28 protein-coding genes are annotated in these 23632 nt (G+C 66.1%); 13 read left to right on the top strand and 15 right to left on the bottom strand.

Annotated elements, in window-relative coordinates:
• Positions 1–7: 7 nt before the first annotated feature.
• Complete coding sequence (locus tag ACFE7D_RS00270) at positions 8–526, bottom strand: hemerythrin domain-containing protein (RefSeq protein ID WP_375393427.1); 519 nt, start codon at positions 524–526, stop codon at positions 8–10.
• A 127-nt stretch (positions 527–653) separates the two neighbouring features.
• Here ACFE7D_RS00270 and ACFE7D_RS00275 point away from each other — a divergent pair, with 127 nt between their 5' ends.
• The 7 genes from ACFE7D_RS00275 to ACFE7D_RS00305 all read left to right on the top strand — a co-directional run bounded on the left by ACFE7D_RS00275 (position 654) and on the right by ACFE7D_RS00305 (position 7657).
• Positions 654–2186 carry a CoA-acylating methylmalonate-semialdehyde dehydrogenase gene (locus ACFE7D_RS00275; RefSeq protein ID WP_375393428.1) on the top strand — a complete coding sequence of 511 codons (1533 nt, stop codon included), beginning with the start codon at positions 654–656 and terminating at the stop codon, positions 2184–2186.
• 5 nt (positions 2187–2191) lie between these two features.
• Positions 2192–2602: a hypothetical protein gene (locus ACFE7D_RS00280; protein WP_375393429.1), complete on the top strand. Its 411-nt coding sequence runs from the start codon at positions 2192–2194 to the stop codon at positions 2600–2602.
• On the top strand, positions 2599–3744 hold the full coding sequence (locus ACFE7D_RS00285) for an acyl-CoA dehydrogenase family protein (protein WP_375393430.1): 1146 nt from the start codon (positions 2599–2601) through the stop codon (positions 3742–3744). The genes ACFE7D_RS00280 and ACFE7D_RS00285 overlap by 4 nt, the downstream gene beginning before the upstream one ends.
• Positions 3745–3949: 205 nt before the next feature.
• On the top strand, positions 3950–4990 hold the full coding sequence (locus ACFE7D_RS00290; RefSeq protein WP_375393431.1) for an enoyl-CoA hydratase/isomerase family protein: 1041 nt from the start codon (positions 3950–3952) through the stop codon (positions 4988–4990).
• 67 nt (positions 4991–5057) lie between these two features.
• Positions 5058–5834 (top strand): enoyl-CoA hydratase, encoded by a 777-nt coding sequence (locus tag ACFE7D_RS00295; protein WP_375393432.1) that lies wholly within the window; start codon positions 5058–5060, stop codon positions 5832–5834.
• 51 nt (positions 5835–5885) lie between these two features.
• Positions 5886–6878, top strand: coding sequence for a 3-hydroxyisobutyrate dehydrogenase (mmsB, locus tag ACFE7D_RS00300; protein WP_375393464.1), 993 nt, complete (start codon positions 5886–5888; stop codon positions 6876–6878).
• A 422-nt stretch (positions 6879–7300) separates the two neighbouring features.
• The gene (locus ACFE7D_RS00305; protein WP_375393433.1) at positions 7301–7657 is read left to right on the top strand and encodes a hypothetical protein; all 357 of its coding nucleotides are present in this window, start codon (positions 7301–7303) and stop codon (positions 7655–7657) included.
• A 187-nt stretch (positions 7658–7844) separates the two neighbouring features.
• Here the strand turns inward: ACFE7D_RS00305 and ACFE7D_RS00310 are convergent, their stop codons facing one another.
• Complete coding sequence (locus tag ACFE7D_RS00310) at positions 7845–8426, bottom strand: CAP domain-containing protein (RefSeq protein ID WP_375393434.1); 582 nt, start codon at positions 8424–8426, stop codon at positions 7845–7847.
• Between the two features lie 42 nt (positions 8427–8468).
• On the opposite strand from ACFE7D_RS00310, the gene hemW reads away from it, so the two are divergent.
• Positions 8469–9644, top strand: a complete 1176-nt coding sequence (gene hemW / locus ACFE7D_RS00315) for a radical SAM family heme chaperone HemW (protein WP_375393435.1) — start codon at positions 8469–8471, stop codon at positions 9642–9644.
• A 12-nt stretch (positions 9645–9656) separates the two neighbouring features.
• Here the strand turns inward: hemW and ACFE7D_RS00320 are convergent, their stop codons facing one another.
• Positions 9657–10868 carry a penicillin-binding protein activator gene (locus ACFE7D_RS00320; protein ID WP_375393436.1) on the bottom strand — a complete coding sequence of 404 codons (1212 nt, stop codon included), beginning with the start codon at positions 10866–10868 and terminating at the stop codon, positions 9657–9659.
• A gap of 10 nt (positions 10869–10878) precedes the next feature.
• Here ACFE7D_RS00320 and rsmI point away from each other — a divergent pair, with 10 nt between their 5' ends.
• The 4 genes from rsmI to ACFE7D_RS00340 all read left to right on the top strand — a co-directional run bounded on the left by rsmI (position 10879) and on the right by ACFE7D_RS00340 (position 14761).
• Entirely contained in the window at positions 10879–11724 is an 846-nt protein-coding gene (rsmI, locus tag ACFE7D_RS00325; RefSeq protein ID WP_375393437.1) for a 16S rRNA (cytidine(1402)-2'-O)-methyltransferase, read from the top strand.
• Positions 11721–12089 (top strand): YraN family protein, encoded by a 369-nt coding sequence (locus ACFE7D_RS00330; protein ID WP_375393438.1) that lies wholly within the window; start codon positions 11721–11723, stop codon positions 12087–12089. Before rsmI ends, ACFE7D_RS00330 begins: the two co-directional genes overlap by 4 nt.
• Positions 12090–12184: 95 nt before the next feature.
• Positions 12185–13135, top strand: coding sequence for a glutathione synthase (gene gshB / locus ACFE7D_RS00335; protein WP_375393439.1), 951 nt, complete (start codon positions 12185–12187; stop codon positions 13133–13135).
• Between the two features lie 321 nt (positions 13136–13456).
• On the top strand, positions 13457–14761 hold the full coding sequence (locus ACFE7D_RS00340; RefSeq protein WP_375393440.1) for a homoserine dehydrogenase: 1305 nt from the start codon (positions 13457–13459) through the stop codon (positions 14759–14761).
• Positions 14762–14925: 164 nt separating this feature from the next.
• Here the strand turns inward: ACFE7D_RS00340 and ACFE7D_RS00345 are convergent, their stop codons facing one another.
• From ACFE7D_RS00345 to ACFE7D_RS00365, 5 genes are all read right to left on the bottom strand, one after another.
• Positions 14926–15372 (bottom strand): hypothetical protein, encoded by a 447-nt coding sequence (locus tag ACFE7D_RS00345; RefSeq protein WP_375393441.1) that lies wholly within the window; start codon positions 15370–15372, stop codon positions 14926–14928.
• On the bottom strand, positions 15369–15725 hold the full coding sequence (locus tag ACFE7D_RS00350) for a hypothetical protein (protein WP_375393442.1): 357 nt from the start codon (positions 15723–15725) through the stop codon (positions 15369–15371). The genes ACFE7D_RS00345 and ACFE7D_RS00350 overlap by 4 nt, the downstream gene beginning before the upstream one ends.
• A gap of 28 nt (positions 15726–15753) precedes the next feature.
• Entirely contained in the window at positions 15754–16065 is a 312-nt protein-coding gene (locus ACFE7D_RS00355; RefSeq protein ID WP_375393443.1) for a hypothetical protein, read from the bottom strand.
• Between the two features lie 78 nt (positions 16066–16143).
• Positions 16144–16593 (bottom strand): cytidine deaminase, encoded by a 450-nt coding sequence (locus tag ACFE7D_RS00360; protein WP_375393444.1) that lies wholly within the window; start codon positions 16591–16593, stop codon positions 16144–16146.
• The gene (locus ACFE7D_RS00365; protein ID WP_174285936.1) at positions 16590–17087 is read right to left on the bottom strand and encodes a UPF0262 family protein; all 498 of its coding nucleotides are present in this window, start codon (positions 17085–17087) and stop codon (positions 16590–16592) included. Before ACFE7D_RS00365 ends, ACFE7D_RS00360 begins: the two co-directional genes overlap by 4 nt.
• A gap of 98 nt (positions 17088–17185) precedes the next feature.
• Here ACFE7D_RS00365 and ACFE7D_RS00370 point away from each other — a divergent pair, with 98 nt between their 5' ends.
• A complete protein-coding gene (locus tag ACFE7D_RS00370) occupies positions 17186–18673 on the top strand; it encodes a replicative DNA helicase (RefSeq protein ID WP_375393445.1) in 1488 nt (495 codons plus the stop codon).
• A gap of 1 nt (position 18674) precedes the next feature.
• On the opposite strand, the gene ACFE7D_RS00375 is transcribed toward ACFE7D_RS00370, so the two are convergent.
• From ACFE7D_RS00375 to cobA, 7 genes are all read right to left on the bottom strand, one after another.
• Entirely contained in the window at positions 18675–18998 is a 324-nt protein-coding gene (locus ACFE7D_RS00375) for a DUF5615 family PIN-like protein (protein WP_375393446.1), read from the bottom strand.
• Positions 18995–19228 carry a DUF433 domain-containing protein gene (locus ACFE7D_RS00380; RefSeq protein WP_375393447.1) on the bottom strand — a complete coding sequence of 78 codons (234 nt, stop codon included), beginning with the start codon at positions 19226–19228 and terminating at the stop codon, positions 18995–18997. Before ACFE7D_RS00380 ends, ACFE7D_RS00375 begins: the two co-directional genes overlap by 4 nt.
• Positions 19229–19283: 55 nt before the next feature.
• Complete coding sequence (locus ACFE7D_RS00385) at positions 19284–20045, bottom strand: phosphoadenylyl-sulfate reductase (protein ID WP_375393448.1); 762 nt, start codon at positions 20043–20045, stop codon at positions 19284–19286.
• Positions 20038–20475, bottom strand: a complete 438-nt coding sequence (locus ACFE7D_RS00390; protein WP_375393449.1) for a DUF934 domain-containing protein — start codon at positions 20473–20475, stop codon at positions 20038–20040. The genes ACFE7D_RS00385 and ACFE7D_RS00390 overlap by 8 nt, the downstream gene beginning before the upstream one ends.
• On the bottom strand, positions 20468–22114 hold the full coding sequence (locus ACFE7D_RS00395) for a nitrite/sulfite reductase (RefSeq protein ID WP_375393450.1): 1647 nt from the start codon (positions 22112–22114) through the stop codon (positions 20468–20470). The genes ACFE7D_RS00390 and ACFE7D_RS00395 overlap by 8 nt, the downstream gene beginning before the upstream one ends.
• Before the next feature lie 207 nt (positions 22115–22321).
• Positions 22322–22618 (bottom strand): DUF2849 domain-containing protein, encoded by a 297-nt coding sequence (locus ACFE7D_RS00400; protein ID WP_375393451.1) that lies wholly within the window; start codon positions 22616–22618, stop codon positions 22322–22324.
• Positions 22615–23403, bottom strand: a complete 789-nt coding sequence (cobA, locus tag ACFE7D_RS00405; RefSeq protein ID WP_375393452.1) for a uroporphyrinogen-III C-methyltransferase — start codon at positions 23401–23403, stop codon at positions 22615–22617. Before cobA ends, ACFE7D_RS00400 begins: the two co-directional genes overlap by 4 nt.
• Positions 23404–23632: the final 229 nt, after the last annotated feature.

Below are 23632 nucleotides of genomic sequence, written 5' to 3' on the forward strand. Positions count from 1 at the left end.
CCCCCCGTCAGCCGACCTTCTGCTCCGCGATATAGTCGCCCGGGTCCTTGCCGACCGCCTTCACCCCGTCGACATACCGCGCGTCGAACGCCGCGAATTTGATGCCGGCGCGGTGGCGTTCGTCGGCGCTGGTGTGGCGGCGGTAGTCTGTCATGCCCTGGCGTTCTTCCTCCGCCATGTGCTTGCTGTTGGCTTCGTTCGCCTTCTCGACGGCCTTGAACCAGGCGTCGGTCCCGGTCTTTTCCTTGGCGACCGCGGCGGCGCTGTCGCGAATCTCGTTATGGTCGTCGATCGCGTCCTCGACCTCGTCCTTCATCCCGTCGGCATCGCCCGCGCCCTCGCCGCGGCGGACGACGATGGGGTAGAAAAAGCGCTCTTCCGCTTCGGCATGGGTGTCGAGCAGCTTGCGCAGGCGACCCCATACCGCGTCGAGCGAGGCGATATCCGTACGGTCGATCTCCTCGATGATGCCGAACAGCTTACGTTGCTCGGCATGGTCGTCGAGTATCAACTGACAGATATCCATTCGCTCTTCCCACGTTTGTTGCCGTCATCACGCAACCGGTCGAGCGCCGATCGGTTCCCCTGGCGTCGGGACTGACAACGGCGTTCATCTGTGCGATGGCGCGCCAAAATATATTCAGGAGCAAGGCATGCGTATCATCGATCATCTGATAGCGGGCCCCGGCCCCGGCCCCGGCCCCGGCGGCGGCAGCGGCAGCGGCGGCGCGAGCGGGCGTATGGGCGAGGTGTTCGACCCAAACACCGGCCGGGTGCAGGCGAGTGTGACGCTCGGCACGCAGATCGATCTCGACCGTGCGGTGGCAGCCGCGCAGGCGGCGCAGCCGGCCTGGGCCGCGACGAACCCGCAGCGCCGGGCACGCGTGATGTTCCGCTTCAAGGAACTGGTCGAGGCCAACATGGACTCGCTGGCGCACCTGCTGTCGTCCGAACATGGCAAGGTGATTGCGGACAGCAAGGGTGACATCCAGCGCGGGCTGGAGGTCATCGAGTTCTGCTGCGGCATCCCGCACATCCTGAAGGGGGAATATACCCAAGGCGCGGGGCCGGGGATCGACGTGTATTCGATGCGCCAGCCGCTCGGCATCGGCGCAGGCATCACGCCGTTCAACTTTCCCGGCATGATCCCGCTATGGATGTCGGGCGTCGCGATCGCGACGGGTAACGCATTCATCCTGAAGCCGAGCGAGCGCGATCCGTCGGTGCCGGTGCGGCTGGGCGAATTGTTTCTGGAAGCGGGACTGCCCGAGGGCATCCTGCAAGTCGTCCACGGCGACAAGGAGATGGTCGATGCGATCCTCGACCATCCTGCGATCTCGGCAGTCAGCTTCGTCGGCTCGTCCGACATCGCGCATTATGTCTACCGCCGCGGCGTCGCGGCGGGGAAGCGCGTGCAGGCTATGGGCGGTGCCAAGAACCACGGCATCGTCATGCCCGACGCGGACCTGGACCAGGTCGTAGCGGACCTGTCGGGGGCCGCGTTCGGATCGGCGGGGGAGCGCTGCATGGCGCTGCCCGTGGTCGTGCCGGTCGGCGATAAGACCGCCGAGGCATTGCGCGAGAAACTGATCCCCGCGATCGCGGCGCTCCGGGTCGGCGTATCGACCGATGACGACGCGCATTACGGTCCGGTGGTGAACGCGGCGCACAAGAAGCGGATCGAGGACTGGATCCGGACCGGGGTGGACGAGGGGGCCGAGCTGGTGGTCGACGGCCGCGGGTTCAGCTTGCAGGGGCATGAGGAGGGGTTCTTCGTCGGCCCCAGCCTGTTCGATCACGTCACGCCCGACATGAGCGCGTACAAGGAGGAGATATTCGGCCCCGTCCTGCAGATCGTCCGCGCCCCCGATTTCGAGACCGCGGTGAAGCTGCCGGGCGATCACCAATATGGCAACGGCGTCGCCATCTTCACCCGCAACGGCCACGCCGCGCGCGAATTCGCGGCGCGGGTGAATGTCGGCATGGTCGGGATCAACGTGCCGATCCCGGTACCGGTGGCGTATCACAGTTTCGGCGGGTGGAAGCGCTCTGCGTTCGGCGACACCAACCAGCACGGGATGGAAGGCGTGAAGTTCTGGACCAAGGTGAAGACCGTCACCCAGCGCTGGCCCGATGGCGGGGTAGGGCATGGCGGCAACGCATTCGTCATTCCGACGATGGGGTGAGCGTGATGAGTGTGCCGATGCGGCGCGGATTGGCCTGTTCGATCGCCTTGCTTTGGCTGTTATCGCTGGTGCTGCCCGCGCTCAGGATCAACGATTCTGACAATCCTGGTTATGTATACCTGTTATGGGGAGTACTCGGGCTTCTGCTCGGTTATGTGGAATGGTTGGCAAACCCGCTCGTGGTCGCGGCCGTCATCGTGCTTTGGCTCGACGACACGCCGCGGATCATCCGGAGGATAATGGCAATTTCGCTAACGTTCTTGGTCATGTTGAGCTTGTCGCGGCATGGCCTGCCTACCGACGAGGGTGGGATGCCACGTATGATCGAGGGCCGGCTTGTCGGTTATGGCGCGTGGCTTGGCAGCATTCTTCTAGCTGGACTGGGGCTTTTTCCTTGGCGGGCGCAAAACAGATGACCGGCCAGTTCGACCTCACCGACGACCAGCGCGAGATCCAGGACCTCGCGCGCCGTTTCACCGCCGACCGGATCACACCGAACGCGGGCGAATGGGACGAGAAACACATCTTCCCGCGCGAGACGATCAAGGCAGCGGCCGAACTCGGTTTCGCGTCGATCTACGTCAGCGAAGAATCGGGCGGCATCGCGCTTGGCCGGCTGGAGGCGGCGCTGATCATGGAGGCGATGGCCTATGGCTGTCCCTCGACCAGCGCGTTCATCTCGATCCACAATATGGCGGCGTGGATGATCGACCGGTTCGGCAACCAGGGGGTGAAGGACAAGTATCTGCCGTCGCTCGTCGGGATGGACCGGATCGCCAGCTATTGCCTGACCGAGCCGTCCTCGGGTTCCGATGCGTCGGCGCTGAAGACGCGCGCGGCGCGGGACGGCGACGACTGGGTAGTGACGGGCACCAAGCAGTTCATCTCCGGCGCCGGCGAGAACGAGGTGTATGTGACGATGGTCCGCACCGGCGAGGATGGCCCCAAGGGCATCTCCGCGCTGGTGATCGAGAAGGACATGCCCGGCGTGTCGTTCGGCGCGAACGAACGCAAGCTCGGCTGGCATTCGCAGCCGACGCGGCAGGTGATCTTCGACGGCGTGCGCGTGCCCGCCGCGAACATGGTCGGCGGCGAGGGCGAGGGGTTCCGGATCGCGATGATGGGGCTGGACGGCGGGCGGCTCAACATCGGCGCGTGTTCGCTGGGCGGCGCACAGCGCTGTCTGGACGAAGCGATCGCCTATACAAGCGACCGGCAGCAGTTCGGCAAGCCGATCGTTGATTTTCAGAACACGCAGTTCATGCTGGCGGACATGGCGACCGAGCTGGAGGCGGCGCGCGCGCTGCTCTACGTCGCCGCCGCGAAGGTGACCGCGAACGCACCCGACAAGACGAAGTTCGCCGCGATGGCGAAGCGGCTGGCGACGGATACCGGATCGTCGGTGGCCGACCGTGCGCTGCAGCTGTTCGGCGGCTATGGCTATCTGATGGATTACCCGATCGAACGCTTCTGGCGAGACCTGCGCGTGCATTCGATCCTGGAGGGGACGAACCAGGTGATGCGGATGATCGTCGGGCGGGAGCTGACTCGGCAGTGAGGGGGACGCTTCTTCTTCCCTCTCCCGCCGGGAGCATCGGGTCGGCCATGCCCCCAGCATCGGGTGAATGGCGCGGGGCGCCATTCACCCGATGCTGGGCAAGCCGCGAAGCGGCGCGGGGTGAGGGCGAGCCGCAGCGCTTGCGTCGCCCTCACCCTTCCGCAGCCTTCGGCTGCTCCCTCCCTCTCCCGCAGGGAGAGGGAATTTGACCGACGTCCTGACCACCATCGAAGGCCGGATCGGCCGCATCCGGCTGAACCGGCCCAAGGCGCTCCACGCGCTGAACCTGCCGATGTGCGCGGGCATCCTCGATGCGCTGAACGCCTGGCGGACAGACCCTGCCGTCGAAATCGTTCTGATCGACCACGCCGAGGGCCGCGGCTTCTGCGCGGGCGGTGATATCCGCATGCTCGCGGACAGCGGCGCGAAGGACGGGGTCGATGCGCGCGCGTTCTTTCACGCCGAGTACCGGATGAACCACGCGCTGTTCACCTATGCCAAGCCTACGGTCGCGGTCATGGACGGGATCACCATGGGCGGCGGCGTCGGGCTGGCGTTGCCGTGCGACTATCGGATCGCGACGGAGAATACGAAGTTCGCCATGCCGGAAACCGGGATCGGGTTGTTCCCCGATGTCGGCGGCGGCTGGTACCTGTCGCGGCTGCCGGGGCGGATGGGGCAGTATCTCGCGCTGACCGGGCACCGCATCGATGGTGCGGACTGCTTGGCGCTTGGCTTGGCGACCCATTACCTGACAAGTGCCCGACTGGATGGTGTGAAGGACTGGATCACAGAACGCCCGCAAGAGATTGCGCTCGTCCTCGAAGGGTCATCGGACGTGCCCGACGATGGTGAAGTCATGCAACATTGCAAAGAGATCGACCGGCTGTTCGCCAGCGACCGGTTGGAGGATATCTATGCCGCGCTCGCGGCCGATCCGGACGAATGGGCGACGAAGACGCTCGCCACGCTCAAGACCAAGTCGCCGCAGACGATGAAGGTCAGCCTGAAGCTCCTGCTCGACGGCCGCGCGATGGCGACGTTCGAGGACGAGATGCGCCAGGAATATGCGGTCGGCGCGCGCGTGGTGCAGCGGCATGATTTTCTGGAGGGCGTGCGCGCGGTGATCGTCGACAAGGACAATGCGCCGCGCTGGAATCCGGATACGCCTGAGGGTGTAACCGACCATGTGATCGACCAAATCTTTGCGCCGATGCCCGATACGGAAGCGTGGACGCCAAGTTGAATTGTTCTCCCGCGAAGGCGGGAGCCCAGTCTGGGTCCCCGTCTTCGCGGGGACACAAGGAGAGCCGATGCCCACCTACGAAACCATCCTCGTCGAACAGCGCGACCGCGTGACGCTGGTCACGCTCAACCGCCCGCAGGCGCTCAACGCCCTGAACAGCCAGGTCCTGGCCGACCTGCTCGCCGCCTTCGCCGCATTCGATGCGGACCCCGCGCAGGGCTGCGCGGTGCTGACGGGCAGCACGAAGGCGTTTGCGGCGGGCGCGGACATCAAGGAGATGCAGGCGCGGGGGTTCGCCGAAATGTACGGCGCGGATTTCTTTGCCGGATGGGACCGGTTCGCGAAGACGCGCAAGCCCGTCATCGCCGCGGTCGCGGGCTATGCGCTTGGCGGCGGGTGCGAGCTGGCGATGATGTGCGACTTCATCCTGGCAGCGGATACCGCGAAGTTCGGCCAGCCCGAGATCAAGCTGGCGGTCGCCCCCGGCATGGGCGGATCGCAGCGGCTGACCCGCGCGGTCGGCAAGGCGAAGGCAATGGAGATGTGCCTGACCGGCCGGATGATGGACGCCGCCGAGGCCGAACGCGCCGGGCTGGTCAGCCGCATTGTCCCCGCCGACGATCTGGTCGATGAGGCGGTGAAGACCGCCGCCACTATCGCCGGCATGGCCCCGCTCGCGGTGCTGGCGAACAAGGAAATGGTGACGGCGGCGTTCGAGACGGGTCTGGCGATGGGCGTGCAGTTCGAGCGGCGGCTGTTCCACGGGCTGTTCGGGAGTGCGGACCAGGGCGAGGGGATGGCGGCGTTCGTGGAGAAGCGCGCTGGGGTGTGGACGGGGAAGTAAGGTAGCGCCCCCTCCCGTTTACGGGAGGGGGCTGGGGGGTGGGCGCTCGCTATCGGCAAGCGGCACGGGTGGAAAGGCGCTTCGGCCAGCGTCCCCACCCGCGGTGAGCGAGCGCCTACCCCCGACCCCTCCAGCAAGCGGGAGGGGAGAAAAAAGGAGAGAGATATGGCACGCGTCGGTTTCATCGGTCTGGGCAATATGGGCGGCGGGATGGCCGCGAATCTGGCGAAGAAAGGGCACGATGTCCGCGCGTTCGACCTGTCGGCGGAGGCGCTCGACAAGGCGGAGGCGGCGGGGTGCTTGTCCGTCGCCAGCGCCACCGAGGCGGCGGATGGGGCGGAAGCCGTCGTCACGATGCTGCCCGCGGGCACGCATGTCGAACAGGTCTATACCGACAGCGTCTTCGGTATCGCCAGGCCGTCCGCGATCCTGATCGATTGTTCGACGATCGACGTCGCCACCGCAAAGCGCGTCGCCGAAGCGGCGCGGACCAAGGGGCTGACCGCGGTCGATGCTCCCGTATCGGGCGGGATCGGTGCAGCAGCGGCGGGGACGCTGACCTTCATGGTCGGCGGCAGCAACGACGGGTTCGACCGCGCCGAGCCCTACCTCGCCGACATGGGCAAGGCGGTGATCCATGCCGGGCTGAGCGGTGCGGGGCAGGCGGCGAAGATCTGCAACAACATGCTGCTCGGTGCGACGATGGTCGCGACATGCGAGGCGTTCCTGCTGGCGCAGAAACTCGGGCTCGATCCGCAGAAATTCTACGATATCTCCAGCGTCTCGTCCGGGCAGAGCTGGTCGATGACCAGCTATGCGCCATTGCCGGGCATCGGGCCGGATACGCCCGCGGACCACGACTATCAGGGCGGCTTCGCGGCGGCGCTGATGCTGAAGGACCTGCGGCTTGCGATGGCGGCGGCGAAGGACGCAGGCTTCGCCGCGCCGATTGGGGAGCGCGCGACCGAATTGTACGAGGCGTTCGCCGCGACGGGGAAAGGCGGCACCGATTTTTCGGGGATCATCCGGATGCTGGGGGCGTGACTTTCTTCCGTCCCACCCCCTCGCCGGCGAAGGCCCGGTGGTTAAGATAACTTCGATTTGGACGACACTTTCTATCGATTGACGGATTGGGCGAGCGCCTGGCCCCTTACATACTGTTTGTAAATATTCCCATGTCAGAGTCCTGAGGTACGCCCAGGATACGCCATATGAAAGGTCTATAGCATGTCGGGATAGATTGCCTCTGATCCAAAATGGAAAGAGCAGCCTTCGTCTAAAACGGTCTATAAGCCATGCCCGCGCTGTCACAACAACGTGGGCTTTAGAGCGGTATATGATAGGGAAGGTATCGTATTATGCGGCTTTATAAACGTTTTTCCTACTAAGACGTATTATGCTTTGAAATGTCCAATATGTATTCATTACGAGCCGATTACATCCTCCATGGCTAGGAGATTACGTTCATGATGTATACGGAGCAGGGATATATAACTTTAGGTATTGGACGCATAAGGAATTGCACCCATTGTGGAAACAATCACAGAGAGGTTGTGAAAAGAAAATATCTTAAACAGGATGTATTTTATATTCCTACTCTCAGATTACGTGGCGAAATTCTGTTTCTCTGTAATATCTGCAACTGGGGGTATAAATCAAGTGCTAAGGATGTAATCTCTATGTTGCCTGCAACCTTTTGGGATGGTCGCGCTAATACAAAGGTTTGGTTTGAAAGAAACAATGCGCAACAAAAGCGCGCCATCGTCGCTGAGCTCAAAAAACTAGATCTTCATGCCATGATTGATTATCTAAAGTCGGCGTGAGGAGCATATGCTTTTAAGTGTATCTATAGAATACTCTAAGCTACGGCTATCTAAGAATGCGCCGAACTTATAAAATAAGCGACGCGATAAATCTAGATAACTCCGGCGAAAGCCGACATCCCCCATCCTCGCGAATAACAAAATCAGCTCCGCTGAACGTATGCACCGCGATCAGCCCGAACAAGGGTCAAAAATCCCGCAGGCCTGCGATATTCCCCGGCGGGGAATAGCGGCACACGAGATAATCGTCGGTGGCGTTGCTCGCGAGCGCGCAGCCGATTTCGGTCGTCGCACGCCACACGATCTGCGTATAATGCCCGACATCGCCGAACCGCCCGGTGCGGCTGGAGGCGGGCACCGGCAGGTCGACGACGTCCTCCTTCTCCGCGACCCAATGCCCGACCATCTCGTCATAGGCATAGGCCCCGCGCGTGCCGGTCCACAGATTCTCGCCCTCGCGACCTGTTCCCTGCGGCTGGTCGGCATGCTGGAAGCGACCGGTCTTCGCGAGCGTGCGGGCATAGGACAGCGCATCGGCGGCGAGCATGTCGTTCCATATGAGCGGTGATGCGCCGGCCGCGGCGCGCGCGGCGTTCTGGTCGTTCAGCATCGCCTGTCGGAGCAGCCCGGCTCCGCGCGCGGCCGGCGCATCGCTCGTCCGGCGTTCGATTATGCGCGGCGGCCCGGCCGCGCACCCGGCAAGCACGCCGCCTGCGATCGCGACGGCGGCGGCGAGCAGACCGAGTTCGCGTGCGTCGCTTCCTGCCATCGCTCTTCCTTCGGCTGCTGCGGAGGGGCATAGCGACCGCGCATGAACCGCAGCCAAACACCATCGCCGGACAAACCGTTCGCGCTCTATGTGCACTGGCCGTTCTGCGTTTCCAAATGCCCCTATTGCGATTTCAACAGTCACGTCCGCGCCGCGGTGGACCAGGCGGCGTGGCGTGCGGCATTGCTGGCGGACCTGCGCCACGAGGCGGCGATGCTGCCGGGGCGCACATTGGGGTCGATCTTCTTCGGCGGCGGCACGCCATCGCTGATGCCGCCCGAGACGGTCGCGGCGGTGATCGACGCCGCGGCGGGGCATTGGCGCATGGCGGGGGATGTCGAGATCACGCTGGAGGCAAATCCGTCCTCGGTCGAGGCGGCGCGCTTCGCCGATCTGGCGGGTGCGGGGGTCAACCGGGTGTCGCTGGGGCTGCAGTCGCTTGACGACGACGCGCTTCGCTTCCTCGGGCGGGCACATGGCGTGGACGAAGGGCTGGCCGCGCTCGCAACCGCGCAGACGGCGTTCGCGCGAGTGAGCTTCGACCTGATCTATGCGCTTCCGGGGCAGCGGTTGGCGGCATGGGAGGCGGAACTGGATCGCGCGCTGTCGTTCGGGACCGAGCATCTGTCGTTGTACCAGTTGACGATCGAACCCGGCACCCGCTTCGCGACGGAAGCGGCGGCGGGGCGGATCAGGGTCCCGGACGGCGATTCGGCCGCCGATCTGTTCGAGGCGACACGCGCGATGACCGCGGCGGCGGGGCTGCCTGCATACGAGACCTCGAACCACGCGCGGTCGGGTGCCGAGAGCCGGCATAACCTGACCTATTGGCGCTATGGCGACTATGCCGGTGTCGGGCCGGGCGCGCATGGCCGGCGGCTGGGCATGGCGACGGTGCGGCGCAGGAAGCCGGAGAACTGGCTGGCCGCGGTGGATCGCAACGGCCACGGCCTGGAAACGGAGGACTCGCTGACCCCGCACGACCGCGCGACCGAGGCGCTGCTGATGGGGTTGCGGCTGCGCGAGGGCGTCGATCTGACGCGGATCGCGCGGCTGGCGGGCGGTGCAGCGCCGGTGGACGCCGCCGGGGTGGCGCGGCTCGCGACCCTCGGGCTCATCGTGTGCGCAGGGGGCTGGCTGCGCGTGACGGAGGCGGGGGCGCTGTTGCTCGATGCGATCCTGCCGGAGATCGTGATGAGCGCGGAGGTGCTGGTCTAAATCGCCTGCCTGCTACCGCCCTCCGAACCCGCTCGGCGCGGGCGACACCACCACCGGCCCGCCGGCGCGGATTTCCTGCACTTCCAGCGCGCGTTCGGCGATGTCGTCGCGTCCGAAGCGGAACGCGCCGTCCAGCCCGGCAAATCCGCCCTGGTCACGCAGACGCGCCTCCGGGAAAGGCGACCCCGCGCGCCAGTCGCGGGCGATCCGGACCGTCAACAAGACCGCGTCATAGCCCAGGCTCGACAGGCGGTAGGGCGAGGTGCCGAACCGTACGCGATATTTGGCGGCATATTGGCGGTACAGCGTGTCCGCGACGCTGGCGAACCACGCGCCGGTCAGCGCAGGCTTCGCGGCGATTCCGTTTTCCGCGTTCCACAATTCGGTGCCGAGCACATGCATCGACGGGCCGCTCTGCTTGCGAAGCGTGGGCGCGGCGAGCGCGGCGGTCGCACCCGAGTCCGCAACGAGAACCGCGCCATAGGGGGCCTTCGCCGCCAGCTTGCCTGCCGCCGCGGCGATCCCGCCGGTCGCGTGGCCATAGGTCTCCAGCGACACCACTTGCCCGCGCGCGCCCTCGACCGAGCGGAGGAACGCGGTCGACGCGCGCTGGCCGTAAAGCCCGTTTGGGACCAGGGCGGCAAAGGCGGTGACGCCGCGTCCGCGCGCATAACCGACGACCCGATCGACCGATTGCGACGGGACATATCCCATCACATAGGTGCCGCTACCCGCGACGCCGCCATCGTTGGAAAAGCTGATGACCGGTACGCCCACCGCGTGTGCGATCGGTGCGACCGCGCGGACATCGTCGGCCAGCAACGGCCCCAGGATCAGCTGCGCACCGTCCGCGAGCGCGTGCTGCGCCGCATCCGCTGCGCCCGTTGCGGTATCGTAATTGGTGATCCGGACCTTCTCGTTCTGCGTGTCGAGCAACGCGAGCATCGTCGCGTTCGCGATCGACTGGCCGACACCGGCATTCGCACCCGACAGCGGCACCAGCAGCGCTACCCGGTTGCGCTGCGTATCCAGCGGGATACCGGTCGCGACGCCTTCGCCGGGCTGCGCGGTCGGCAGGCGCGGGGCCCGACGCTCGGGTGCCTCCACCGCGCCGCGCGGGACGACCGTCTGACACGCGCCGAGCAGGCACGCTGCCGCCAGGGCGATCCATCGCCCCGTCCGTCGTTTCGAACGCGACTGTGCTATCGTCCGCTGCTCTGCCATGGTCGCCCCTATGAACCCGCTCGATTCCAAGTCTCTTGGGCCAGGCCTCTACATCGTCGCGACCCCGATCGGCAATCTTGGCGATCTGAGCCCGCGCGCCGCCGACATATTGTCGCGCGCGGATATCATCGCAGTGGAGGACAGCCGGGTGACCGCCGGGCTGCTCCGCCATATCGGCGTCAAGCGGCCGATGCTGCCGTACCACGATCACAATGCGGAAGGGATGCGCCCCGGGCTGATCGCGCGGATGGCGACGCAGGCGGTCGCGCTGGTGTCGGACGCCGGGACGCCGCTGATCTCCGATCCCGGCTACAAGCTGGTGCGCGACGCGCGCGCGGCGGGGCATGCGGTGGTGACGATCCCGGGGCCCTGCGCCGCGGTCGCCGCGCTGACGCTGGCGGGGTTGCCGACCGACCGGTTCCTGTTCGTCGGGTTCCTGCCGAGCAAGGCCAAGGCGCGCGCCGATGCGATCGCGGAGGTAGCGGGCATCCGTGCGACGCTGGTGTTCTACGAGTCCGGACCACGGACGGCGGCGTGCCTGTCCGCGCTGGCCGAGGGACTGGGCGACCGCGAGGCGGCGGTGACTCGCGAGATCACCAAGAAGTTCGAAGAGGCGGTGACGGGGACGCTATCGACGCTCGCCGCGCGCTACGCCGATGTGCCGCCGCGCGGAGAGGTCGTGATCGTCGTCGCGCCGCCGGGCGAGGCAGCCCCCGCCAGCGCCGAGGACGGCGACGCGGCCCTCGCGGAAGCGCTGACCCGGCTGCCCGCGGCCAGGGCGGCGGGCGAGGTCGCCAAGCGGCTCGGGCTCGATCGCAAGACGCTATACGCCCGCGCGCTGGCGATGAAGGGATGAGGACGCGGGGGACAGGCGAGCGCCGCGTCGCCGAAGCCGCAGGCCGGCGCGGCGAGCGGATGGCGGGGTGGTGGTTACGGCTCAAGGGCTGGCAGATCCTCGATCGCCGCGTCCGGACGCCCGCCGGGGAGGTCGATATCGTCGCCAAGCGCGGCGGCCTGGTCGCGTTCGTGGAGGTGAAGGCGCGCGCCACCGCCGCCGAACTGGATTTCGCGATCGACGAACGCCGGCTTGCGCGGGTGGCCGCGGCGGCGGAATATCTGATGCCGTGCTATGCCGGGGCGGGGGAGGACATCCGCATCGACGTGATCCTGCTCGCACCGGGCACACGGCCGCGGCATATCGAGAATGCGTGGATGCCATGAAGCCGAAACCCCCCTGCCTGGCGCGCAACGAACGGGATAGGACGCCGTGACATGCGAGTGGCATTGCCTAACTGCACGCGAAACCGAGGACCATCATGCCGTTAACCGTCGCCGTCCAGATGGACCCGCTCGAAGACCTCAACATCGCGGGCGACTCCACCTTCGCACTGATGCTGTCCGCGCAGGCGCGCGGTCACCGGCTGTTCCATTACGGTGCCGAAGACCTGAACTATCGCGACGGCCGGGTGTGGACTCGCGCGCATCCTGTGAGGGTGCAGCGGGTCGAGGGCGATCACTTCACGTTCGGCAACCCCGTCAGCCTGGATCTTGGCGACGACGTCGACGTCGTGCTGATGCGGCAGGACCCGCCGTTCGACCTTGGCTACATCACCGCGACGCATCTGCTCGAGCGGATCGCGCACCGGACATTGGTGGTCAACGATCCCGCCAGCGTCCGCAACGCGCCGGAGAAGGTCTTCGTTCTCGATTACCCGCAGTTCATGCCGCCGACGCTGGTCACCCGAAGCCTGGACGAGACGCGGGCGTTCCTGAAGGAACACGGCGCGATCGTCATCAAGCCGCTGCACGGCAACGGCGGCAAGGCGATCTTCAAGGTTGGGCCCGAGGGCGAGAACCTGTCCGCACTGATGGAAGTCTTCAACCAGACCTGGCGCGAGCCGCATATGGTGCAGGCGTTCCTTCCCGATGTGGCGAAGGGCGACAAGCGGATCGTGCTGGTCGATGGAAAGGTCGCGGGCGCGATCAACCGGCTGCCGGGGGCAGGCGAAATCCGCTCCAATCTGGCGGTCGGCGGATCGGCGGAGAAATCCGTGCTGACCGCGAAGGAGGAACAGATCTGCGCGCTGCTCGGACCCGAACTAGCCGCCCGCGGGCTCTTGTTCGTCGGCATCGACGTGATCGGCGGCGAGTGGCTGACCGAGATCAACGTGACCTCACCGACCGGCATCGTCGCGATCGAACGCTTCGATGGCATGGATGTTACCGGGACGATCTGGGAAGCGATCGAGGCGAAGGCGGCGAGGTAAGGGCTCCATTGCCCGGGCAGGCCAACGGGCAGTCGCGAGGCGGCAGATGGGCGACCTTGCCCCCACTGGCAATGTTGGAATTTCCATGCGAGCCCCGGCGGATGATCGCGCAAACCATCGGTTCGCTTCGCGTCGTGACGCGTCCCAACAGGGCGCAATCACCAACACGCCCCCAACCCATTGTTTTCGAACGATGTGGAAAGCGCAATGGCACGCCTCCACTTCCTCCACTTCCGCGGGCCAGGATCGGCACCATCGCTACCCGGTCGACAGCGCGGCGCTTGGTCCGCTAGGCGCTGGCATGACGGATAGGGGACAGACATGACCGAGGCATTGCGGATCGGATTGGCGGGACTTGGGACGGTCGGCGGCGGTGTCGTGCGGTTGCTCGACGCCAATCGCGATCTCATTGCCCGGCGGGCGGGGCGGTCGATCGAGATCGTCGCGGTGTCGGCGCGGGACCGGACGAAGGATCGCGGGGTCGATCTGTCGCGCTTCGACTGGGTCGACGACACGACCGCGATGCCGGACCGCGCCGATGTCGACGTGGTGGTGGAATTGATCGGTGGATCGGACGGCCCCGCGCTGACGCTGGCGCGGCGGACGCTGTTGGCGGGGAAGGGTTTCGTTACCGCCAACAAGGCGATGATCGCACATCACGGTATGGAACTGGCGACGGCCGCCGAGACGGGGAGGGCACCACTGGCGTTCGAGGCGGCGGTCGCAGGCGGCATACCGGTCATCAAGGGGCTGCGCGACGGTGCCGCGGCGAACGAGATCGCGCGCGTCTACGGTATCCTGAACGGCACCTGCAATTTCATCCTGTCGAAGATGGAAGCGCCCGCCGACAAGGGCGGCGGCCACGACTTCGCCGAGGTGCTGAACGAGGCGCAGGCGTTGGGCTATGCCGAGGCCGACCCCGGCTTCGACATCGACGGCGTCGATGCGGCGCACAAGCTGGCGATCCTGGCGTCCGTCGCGTTCGGCACCAGGCCCGCCTTTGCCGATGTCGTGTCGAGCGGTATCCGTCACATCATGGCCGCCGATGTCGCGGAGGCGGCGTCGCTCGGGTACCGGATCCGTCTGCTCGGGATCGCGGAGGCGGGGCCGTACGGGCTGTTCCAGCGAGTCCATCCGCATCTCGTGCCGATCGACCATCCGCTGGCGCATGTCACCGGATCGTTGAATGCGGTGGTGGCGGAGGGCAATTTCGTCGGTCGCCTGCTGTTTCAGGGCGCAGGTGCCGGCGACGGGCCGACCGCGTCGGCGGTCGTCGCGGACCTGATCGACATCGCGCGCGGCGAATATGGGCCGGCCTTCGCGATGCCGGTCGCCGCGCTGACCGCGATGCCGCGCGCCGACACCGGCGACCGGCGCGGGCGCGCCTATCTTCGCTTCGCCGTGGCGGACCGGGTCGGCGTGCTGGCGGAAATCGCCGCGGCGATGCGCGATGCGGGCGTGTCGATCGAAAGCCTGATCCAGCGCGGGGTCATGACCGACGGCCAGGTGCTGATCGCCATCGTGACGCACGAAGGGCCCGAACGCTGCGTCGCGCAGGCACTGGAGAAACTTCGCGGGTCGCCGAGCGTCGTGGGACAGCCGTTGTGGATGCATATTCTGGGGTGAAGGGGGTACAATGCACCTCAACCTTCTTCGTCACCCCGGACTTGATCCGGGGTCTATCGGGCGGCGCGCGCGCCGTCGGAGGCTCTTGTCGTTTCGCTCACGGCACCATGGACCCCGGATCAAGTCCGGGGTGACGGTGGGGAGGATTACGGATTGGGCGCGATCTACGGCAGCAACCGCCCCGCGGTGTCCGCCGGCGGATCGTCGAGCGGGATCGATACGCCCTTGTCCTTGTAGTGGCGCTTCTTGAACCCGTTCTGCGCGAGATCGATCGCGCCGGCGACCAGCTTGGGGACGACATACCCGCCCCCCGCGACGGGGCAGGCTTCGCCATACGCACCGCATTCGCCTCTGCCCGATGGTCCGTCGAGCGCGACCGCGGCCGACAGATCGGGGTTGGACGGCACCGGATGATCGGGCGGCCCGCGGAACTGCGGCAGCGGCAGGCGCGGCGTGATCGCATCGGGATGACCACAGACGACGATGTCCTTGCCCTGATCGTCGCTTGCTGCCGCGCAGGGGGCTTGCAGGATCGACCATTGCTTCGGGGCCAAGGGCGGCGTCGGAGACGCGGCGGTCTGGAGCAGGAGGAACAACGCAAGTGCCGTCACGGTGCCATCGGCCGGATACCGCCCGCATCGACCTTGCCCGATCCGCTGCCGGGACCGAATGCTATGTCGACATGCACGCCAGCCAACCCGCCACCCACCAGAAACGGGCTGAGGTCCTGGATCGGCGTATTGCGGTGGAGCAGCTTGCCGCGCTCGGCCACGACATCGTCGCCCCGCGCCACCGTCGGGGTCACGAAGGGCACGCGGAACCGGTCGGCGTGGCGAAGCCCGCACACGGTAATGTCGGTCGTGTCCGGATTGACGGTGCACCGCGTTTCCGCGGTGGTGCGCAGCTTCTCCCCGGCGATCAATGCCGCCGGGTCCGCCGTCCGGATCAGCAGGGCAAGGAGCATCATGGCCTCCGGCGCTGCGGCTCGGCGATCAGCCGAACAGCTTGGACTTCAACCCGCCGAGCATCCCGCCGATGCCGCCCTCTTGTCCTTCCAGCAGGCCGGCGAACTGGCCCAATGCGCCCTCGCCGCCGATATGGCTGACAATGTCCTGCAGCTTGTTCGGCTCGATCCCCGTATTGTCCGCGGCCGTCGCCACCGTGTCGCCGGGTTGGCCATGTGCCTGGCCGAGCGCGGTCATCGCCTGTTCGACCTGATCGGGGGTCAGCCCGACCTTTGCCGCAAGCGTGTCTACATCGACATTCCCGGTCACCTGGCTGAGCAGTCCGTCGAGCATTCCCATCGTTCGTCTCCGTCGCGCTTGTGTCGGTATGCAACAGTTAGCAGGTCTCGCCGGTCTTCGCGACCGGGTTTCGCACGGTCAGACGATGCCCAGATCCGCGGGGCCGAACGCGTCCGGCAGCAATTGCGACAAGGCGTAGCTGGCGACCGCGTCGCCTTCGGCTGCACCGCAATGGATGGGCAGGTCGATCCCCGCCATCTGCGCCGCCTCGTTCAGCACCTGGCGGCAACGGCCGCAGGGGCTGACCGGTCGGTCGCCGGTCGCCCGACCGTCCGCGTCCATCGCGCCGCCGATGACCCCTACCGCGACGATCTGTGCGATCCGCCCCTGCGCGCTGGCGGTCGCGACCGCGACGGTTTCCGCGCACAGCGACAGGCCGTAGCTTGCGTTCTCGACATTCGCGCCGGTCACGATGCTGCCATCCGCCATCAGCAGCGCGGCACCGACCGCGAAGCGCGAATAGGGGGCATGGGCATGGGCCGAGGCGGCACGCGCCGCGTCGATCAGGCGGTCGATCTCGTCGGTCATCGCATGCCTTCGTCGCCGCGGATGTGGAGGACGCAGATCAAGGTGAACAGCCGCCGTGCGGTGTCGAAATCGACCTCGATCTTTCCCGCCAGCCGATCCTTCAGCAGTTCGGCGGCTTCGTTGTGAATACCCCGCCGCGCCATGTCGACGGTCTCGATCTGTTGCGGCGTGCTGGCACGGATCGCCTGGAAATAGCTGTCGCAAATCGCGAAATAATCGCGGATCGGGCGGCGAAATCGCCCGAGCGCCAGCACCAGGGTCTCCAGATGCGACCCGTCCTCGCGGTACATATGGATGCCAAGCCGTCCCTCTTCGGACTCCAGCTTGATCCGGTACGGCCCCGCATAGCCATCGGCATGCTGACGCTGCGGCGCGAAATGATTGCCCTCGATCAGGTCGAAGATCGCGATCCGCCGTTCCTGTTCGATATCCGCCGACCGCCAGCCGAGACTGCGTTCGTCGAGGTCTATCGCGATGATCCGGGGGTCGCCCATCACGGATCGTTAGCGCCGGTGCGGGGACGTGTCACTTATCCCCAGCATTCCATCGCACGACGCTTGAGCGGCGGGGCGAGCCGCGTAGAAGCAACCGGATGGCTACTCTCGCATTCCCAGCCCACGCCGCGCCCGAACCGCAGCTTCCGCGCAACGTCGAGGCGGAGGCAGCGATGCTCGGCGCGATGATGATCGACAACCGGTTGGCGGACGACGTCATCGACCGGCTGGAGCCGGCGCATTTCTTCGAACCGCTGCACGGCCGGGTCTTCGCCGCGATCAAGACGCTTCGCAGCAACGACATGCTCGCGACCCCGGTGACGCTTCGCCCGATGTTCGACGCGGACGAGGGGATGAAGGAACTGGGCGGCCCGGCCTATCTCGCCGGGCTGACGGGCAGCGGTGCCGGGCTGATCGGTGCGCGCCAGTTCGCACAGCAGATTTACGATCTGGCGATGCTGCGTGCCTTGGTGTCGGTCGGCCGTACGCTGATCGACCGGGCAATGGACACGTCGGAGGAGGTGAACCCGCGCGCCCAGATCGAACTGGCGGAGGAGGAACTGTTCAAGGTCTCCGCCGACGGTGGCGCGGAGAGCAGCGTCAAGACCTTCGCCCAGGCGACGACCGCCGCGGTGAAGATGGCCGAGCGCGCGCTCAATTCGGGCGGCAATCTGTCGGGCGTCACGACCGGCATCGACAGCATCAACGCCAAGATCGGCGGCATGCATCACAGCGATCTGATGATCCTCGCCGGCCGACCCGGCATGGGCAAGACCTCGCTCGCTACCAACATCGCGTTCAACGCCGCGCGGCGATGGATGCGCGACATGGCGGACGGGATCGCGAAAGCCGATTCGGTCGGCGCGAAGGTCGCATTCTTCTCGCTGGAAATGTCGGCGGACCAGCTCGCGACGCGCATCCTGTCCGAACAGGCGCGGATCAGCTCGGAAAATCTGCGCATGGGCAAGATCAGCCGCGCCGAGTTCGGCCAGCTCGCCGCCGCCGCCGCGGAGCTGGAGAACCTGCCGCTGTTCATCGACGATACCGGCGGCCTCACCATCGGCGCACTCCACACCCGCGTCCGGCGTCTACAGCGGCGGCACGATAACGAGATCGGGCTCGTCGTGGTCGATTACCTGCAGCTGCTCACCGGATCGGGCAGGAACAAGGACGGCAACCGCGTCCAGGAAATCTCCGAGATCAGCCGCGGGCTGAAGACGATGGCGAAGGACCTGAACGTGCCCGTGCTGGCGCTGTCGCAGCTGAGCCGTGCGGTCGAAAGCCGCGAAGACAAGACGCCGATGCTGTCCGACCTGCGCGAATCGGGATCGATCGAGCAGGACGCGGATATGGTGTGGTTCGTATACCGCGAGGATTATTACGTCGCGTCGAAGGAACCCAAGCGTCCGGTAGAGGGCGACAATTCGAAAATCTTCGAGGACCATGCTGCCTGGGCGAGCGAGATGGAGCGCGTGTACGGCCTCGCCGAATTGATCGTCGCGAAACAGCGCCACGGTGCGACGGGCAAGGTGCGGATGAAGTTCGACCCGACGATCACGAAATTCTCGGACCTGGCGGAATATTGAGCTAGCGGACTTCGACGAACCGTTCGCCCGCTTCGAGCAGGTCGATCACCTGTGACCAGCGCGTCGCGAGCCAAGCCTGGAGCGCTCGATTGGTAGCATCGCCGCAACGCATCCACACGAACGGGAACCGGTCGGGCATGCGCAGCAGTACGAAGTCGGCATCCTTGCTCACCAGGATCGAACCCGTTGCCTTCACATGAAGGGCGATCGTCACGTCGGATGCCGCGAGCAGGCCGATATCGGCGACATGGTCTGCCTCATGTCCTTGCTCGTTGAGCCACGACGCGAGTGCCGGCGGCAACTGCGCATCGATCAGGAACCTCACTCGGCCGCCAGCACGACCGGGTGACCGGCCATCATCGCTGCGTAACCCAGCGTGGCACGGATGTCGTCATGGGCGAGATACGGGAAATCCCTGACGATTTCGTCGGGTGCAGTGCCGGCTGCGAGCATTTCGAGCACGTCGGATACCCGCACCCGAGTCCCTGCGACAATGGGCCGTCCGCCGCAAATCGCGGGATCGACTGCGATCCGGGGAAAGTCTGCGAAGGTCATCTTCCAAAGATGGTCCGGCCGTTCAACAGCGTCAAGTTTCGCATCCGAACACGGTTCAGAACACCGGCTCCTCGCCCGGTCGTTCCGGCACGTGGATGCCGCATTCCACCTTGTCCCAGCCGCGCCAGCGGCCGGCGCGGGGGTCTTCGCCGGGCTGGACCTTGCTGGTGCAGGGCGCGCAGCCGATCGAGCGATAGCCTTGCGCCTCCAGCGGGTGGCGCGGCAGTTTGTGTGCGTCGAAATAGGCGTCGAGCCGAGGCTTGTCCCAATCGGCGAGCGGGTTCAGCTTTAGTTTGCCCTCGTCGATCTCGAACCGCGGGATCGCGGATCGGGTCTTCGCCTGGAAGCCCTTCCGGCCCGAGATCCAGGCGTCGAACGGCGCGAGCGCGCGGCGCAGCGGTTCGACCTTGCGCAGGTCGCAGCAGCCGTCCGGGTCGTAGGACCAGCGCAGGCCGCTTGCGTCCCTGGCCGCGAGCAGGCGCGGATCGGGGCGGTAGACGCGCAGGTCCGTGAAGCCCAGTTTTTCCGCCAGTTCGTCACGGTACGCCAATGTCTCGCCGAACATCTTTTGCGTGTTGGTGAAGATGACGGGCACGTCGCGGTCGATCTGCGCGATCATGTGGAGCAGCACCGCCGACTCCGCGCCGAAGGACGACACCGCCGCGACCCGGCCCGCCAGTTCGCCGGTCAGCAGCTGGGCGAGCATATCCTGCGTCGATACGCCGACGAACCCTGCCTCCAGCGCGGCCGCGTCGTCGGCGGTGAAAGCGGGGGCGACATCGATAAAGTCGAGCGCGCGGGCGGCGGCGCTAGCCATGTCGCTGTCTCCAGACCGGAACGGCACCATCGGCGGCGGGTTGGTAATTCCCGGCATAGCGGTCGATGCTACGTTGCAGGACTGCCGGATCGACCGGCGCATCGGGGGCGAAACTGTCGAAGCCGCAGCGGCGCATGAAGAGCATCTGATCGACCAGCACATCGCCTGCGGCGCGCAGTTCGCCGGTATAGCCGCCCTCGCGCAGGATGCTGGCGGCCGAATAGCCGCGGCCGTCGCGGAAGCTCGGGAAACGGACCTCGATCAGCGTGATCCGGCCAAGATACGGCAGCAATGCACGCGCATCATCGCCCGCTTCCAGCCCGACCGCAGTGGTGTCGGTCTGGCCGGCGAGAAACGCGTCGAGAACAACCGCTGGTTCATCATGCGGTTCGTCGGTACGGAAGCGGAGGATAGCGACGGCGTCACTCATAAATCGCCGCCTTGAAAATATCGAACCCGACGCGGCGATAAGTGTCCAGAAAGCGTTCGCCTTCTTCGCGGACCACCAGGTATTTGTCGGTCACGCGCTCGATCGCATCGACGATACCGTCCTCCGAGAAGCCGGGGCCGGTGATCCGGGCAAGGCTGACATCCTCCGCTGCCGATCCGCCGAGCAGCAGCTGGTAATTTTCGGTGCCTTTCTTGTCGACGCCGAGGATGCCGATGTGACCGGCGTGATGATGGCCGCAGGCGTTGATGCAGCCGCTGATCTTCAGCTTCAGCTCGCCCAGGTCGCGCTGGCGTTCGGGCGAGGCGAAGCGGGTCGCGATCTTCTGCGCGACGGGGATCGAGCGGGCATTGGCCAGGCTGCAATAATCGAGCCCGGGGCAGGCGATGATGTCGCTGATGAGATCGAGGTTCGCCTCCGCCAGGCCGGCGGTCGACAGCGCGGTCCACAGCGCGTGCAGGTCCGCCTTGCGCACATGCGGCAGCACGATGTTCTGGCTGTGCGTCACGCGTAGCTCGTCGAACGAGTAGCGCTCGGCCAGGTCGGCCATCAGGTCGATCTGGTCCGCGGACGCGTCGCCGGGGATGCCGCCGACCGGTTTCAGGCTGATCGTGACGATACCGTAGCCCGGCTGCTTGTGCGGACGGACATTCTGATCGACCCAGACCGCGAAATCGGGATCGCTGCGATCGATCTCGTCGGGTAGACTCGCCTCGAACGCCGGTTCGCCGAAAAAGGCGGTGATCCGCGCGAGTTCGGCCGCCGGCGGGTCGATGCCCAGCGCCTTGACCGCGACGAACTCTTCCTCCACCTGACGGGCATAGTCCGCCGCGCCGATCTCGTGGATCAGGATCTTGATCCGCGCCTTGTAGATATTGTCGCGCCGGCCGTAGCGGTTGTAGACGCGCAAGGCGGCTTCCAGATAGCTCATCAGGTCATCCGCGGTGACGAAGTCCTTGATTTCCGGTGCGATCATAGGGGTCCGACCCATGCCGCCGCCGACGAAGATCTTCGCGCCTAACACGGAGTTCCCCGTTTCATCTGCACGCTCGACGAGCTGGATGCCGATATCGTGCAGTCGCATTGCCGCGCGGTCCTCATCGGACGCGATGACCGCGATCTTGAACTTGCGGGGCAGGAAACTGAACTCGGGGTGAAAGGTGCTCCATTGCCGGATCAGCTCCGCCCAGGGCCGCGGATCGGCGACTTCGTCCGCGGCGGCACCGGCGAACTGGTCAGACGAGATGTTGCGGATGCAATTGCCGCTGGTCTGGATGGCGTGCATCTCGACCGTCGCCAGATCGGCAAGGATATCGGGCGCGTCCTCCAGCTTGATCCAGTTGTACTGGATGTTCTGCCGCGTGGTGAAATGGCCATAGCCACGGTCGTACGTCCGCGCGATATGTCCCAGCATCCGCATCTGGCGTCCGTCGAGCGTACCGTACGGGATCGCCACGCGCAGCATATAGGCGTGCAGCTGGAGGTAGAGGCCGTTCATCAGCCGAAGCGGCTTGAACTGGTCCTCGGTCAGCTGGCCGGCGAGGCGCCGTTCGACCTGGTCGCGGAATTCGTGGACGCGCGCGTCCACGATCGCCTGGTCGTGGGTGTCGTATTTATACATTCAATTCCTCCCCGTTTACGGGGAGGGTGTTCGAGCTTTGGCAGGCTCCCGGCCTGCCAAGATCGTGTCTGGCGGACACGATCTCGCTCGAACACGCGCGCAGCATGGTGGAGGGGGTTATCCACGAGGGAGTCGCTTGCGGTAAGCCCCCTTCACCAGATCCGCTGGTTCCCCTCCCCGCGAGCGGGGAGGAATTCTCGAGAACGCTCATATCACCCAGTTCCCCGCCGCCGGATCGGCAGGCTTCAGCGTCAGGTCGGGGCGGACCGTCGGCCCGAGCGCGCGGATCCGGTCCTTGATGTGGGCGGGGCGGGGGCCGTCCGGGGTCCGGGTCGCATCGATCACATAGGCACCGGTCACGCGGCGCGCGCCTTCCTCGACGCGAGCGACCGGTTCGCCGTCCACGCCGACATCCCCCGAATCCTCGACATGGCGCGACCAGCCATTGCCCGTCCACCAGATCACGTCGCCCGTCGGCAGGTCGTTCCCGGTCAGCAACTTCACGATACGTCCTCGGCGATCCGCGCCCAGCGCGCCAGCTTGTCCGTCGCGTCGGACAGTTCGACGACCTCGCCGACGACGATGATCGCCGGGCTCTTTACGTCTTCGCGCGCTACCATGGAGCCGAGGTCGGCGAGCAGAGTCCGCAGCGCGCGGCTGCCGGTCAGCGTGCCGCGTTCCAGCACCGCGACGGGCATGTCGGGGGCGACCCCGTCCGCCATGAGCTTGTCCGCGATGTCGGACGCGGTGGCGACGCCCATGTAGATCACCAGCGTTCGGCCCTGGCCGGCCAGCCCCGACCAGTCCTGATCTGCCAAGCCCTTGCACTGCCCCGCCACGAACGACACCGCCGAAGAATGGTCGCGATGCGTGAGCGGCAACATCGCCTCCGCCGCGCAGCCGAGCGCAGCCGATACGCCGGGGATCACCTCGACCGGCAATCCGGCTGCGCGCACCGCCTCCACCTCCTCGCCGCCGCGCCCGAAAATGAACGGGTCACCACCCTTTAGCCGCACGACGATCGCGCCGGTCTTCACATGCGCGACGATCAGCGTGTTGATCGCCTCCTGCGGCAGCGTGTGCCGCGCGCGCTGCTTGGCGACCGAGATCCGCTGCGCGGCAGCCGGCGCGAGATCGAGCACCCGGGGGTCGATCAGCCCGTCATGAACGACCACGTCGGCGATCTTCATCGCCTCGACCGCGCGAACGGTCAGGAGCCCGGGATCGCCCGGACCCGCCCCCACGAGAATGACACGCCCGCGGGCATCGGGATCGAGGAGGGTGGCCATGTCGTTGCAAATGCGCCTCGCAACGGAGTGCCGCAACAGCGGTGATGCTTTGGCGGGGTGAAGGGAAGCTTTTGCCTATCTGCGCGATAGGATTTCACAAGACGCCGTCATGCCGGGCCCGTCCCGGCACGACGAAGATAAAACCGCTGTCCTACACAGCCAAATCCGGCTTCGCTTCCGCGATGGCCGCCATCCATGCTCGCTTCCCGTCGCAGTTCAGCCAACGCCT

This window comes from uncultured Sphingomonas sp. (genome assembly GCF_964244235.1).
Taxonomy (GTDB): domain Bacteria; phylum Pseudomonadota; class Alphaproteobacteria; order Sphingomonadales; family Sphingomonadaceae; genus Sphingomonas.

Excerpts from the sequence above, each read along its gene's own strand:
- ACFE7D_RS00270 (WP_375393427.1), bottom strand. The coding sequence starts at position 526 with ATGGATATCTGTCAGTTGATACTCGACGACCATGCCGAGCAACGTAAG.
- ACFE7D_RS00275 (WP_375393428.1), top strand. The coding sequence starts at position 654 with ATGCGTATCATCGATCATCTGATAGCGGGCCCCGGCCCCGGCCCCGGC.
- ACFE7D_RS00280 (WP_375393429.1), top strand. The coding sequence starts at position 2,192 with ATGAGTGTGCCGATGCGGCGCGGATTGGCCTGTTCGATCGCCTTGCTT.
- ACFE7D_RS00285 (WP_375393430.1), top strand. The coding sequence starts at position 2,599 with ATGACCGGCCAGTTCGACCTCACCGACGACCAGCGCGAGATCCAGGAC.
- ACFE7D_RS00295 (WP_375393432.1), top strand. The coding sequence starts at position 5,058 with ATGCCCACCTACGAAACCATCCTCGTCGAACAGCGCGACCGCGTGACG.
- ACFE7D_RS00305 (WP_375393433.1), top strand. The coding sequence starts at position 7,301 with ATGATGTATACGGAGCAGGGATATATAACTTTAGGTATTGGACGCATA.
- ACFE7D_RS00310 (WP_375393434.1), bottom strand. The coding sequence starts at position 8,426 with ATGGCAGGAAGCGACGCACGCGAACTCGGTCTGCTCGCCGCCGCCGTC.
- hemW (WP_375393435.1), top strand. The coding sequence starts at position 8,469 with ATGAACCGCAGCCAAACACCATCGCCGGACAAACCGTTCGCGCTCTAT.
- ACFE7D_RS00320 (WP_375393436.1), bottom strand. The coding sequence starts at position 10,868 with ATGGCAGAGCAGCGGACGATAGCACAGTCGCGTTCGAAACGACGGACG.
- rsmI (WP_375393437.1), top strand. The coding sequence starts at position 10,879 with ATGAACCCGCTCGATTCCAAGTCTCTTGGGCCAGGCCTCTACATCGTC.
- ACFE7D_RS00330 (WP_375393438.1), top strand. The coding sequence starts at position 11,721 with ATGAGGACGCGGGGGACAGGCGAGCGCCGCGTCGCCGAAGCCGCAGGC.
- gshB (WP_375393439.1), top strand. The coding sequence starts at position 12,185 with ATGCCGTTAACCGTCGCCGTCCAGATGGACCCGCTCGAAGACCTCAAC.
- ACFE7D_RS00340 (WP_375393440.1), top strand. The coding sequence starts at position 13,457 with ATGACCGAGGCATTGCGGATCGGATTGGCGGGACTTGGGACGGTCGGC.
- ACFE7D_RS00350 (WP_375393442.1), bottom strand. The coding sequence starts at position 15,725 with ATGCTCCTTGCCCTGCTGATCCGGACGGCGGACCCGGCGGCATTGATC.
- ACFE7D_RS00355 (WP_375393443.1), bottom strand. The coding sequence starts at position 16,065 with ATGGGAATGCTCGACGGACTGCTCAGCCAGGTGACCGGGAATGTCGAT.
- ACFE7D_RS00360 (WP_375393444.1), bottom strand. The coding sequence starts at position 16,593 with ATGACCGACGAGATCGACCGCCTGATCGACGCGGCGCGTGCCGCCTCG.
- ACFE7D_RS00365 (WP_174285936.1), bottom strand. The coding sequence starts at position 17,087 with ATGGGCGACCCCCGGATCATCGCGATAGACCTCGACGAACGCAGTCTC.
- ACFE7D_RS00370 (WP_375393445.1), top strand. The coding sequence starts at position 17,186 with ATGGCTACTCTCGCATTCCCAGCCCACGCCGCGCCCGAACCGCAGCTT.
- ACFE7D_RS00380 (WP_375393447.1), bottom strand. The coding sequence starts at position 19,228 with ATGACCTTCGCAGACTTTCCCCGGATCGCAGTCGATCCCGCGATTTGC.
- ACFE7D_RS00385 (WP_375393448.1), bottom strand. The coding sequence starts at position 20,045 with ATGGCTAGCGCCGCCGCCCGCGCGCTCGACTTTATCGATGTCGCCCCC.
- ACFE7D_RS00390 (WP_375393449.1), bottom strand. The coding sequence starts at position 20,475 with ATGAGTGACGCCGTCGCTATCCTCCGCTTCCGTACCGACGAACCGCAT.
- ACFE7D_RS00395 (WP_375393450.1), bottom strand. The coding sequence starts at position 22,114 with ATGTATAAATACGACACCCACGACCAGGCGATCGTGGACGCGCGCGTC.
- cobA (WP_375393452.1), bottom strand. The coding sequence starts at position 23,403 with ATGGCCACCCTCCTCGATCCCGATGCCCGCGGGCGTGTCATTCTCGTG.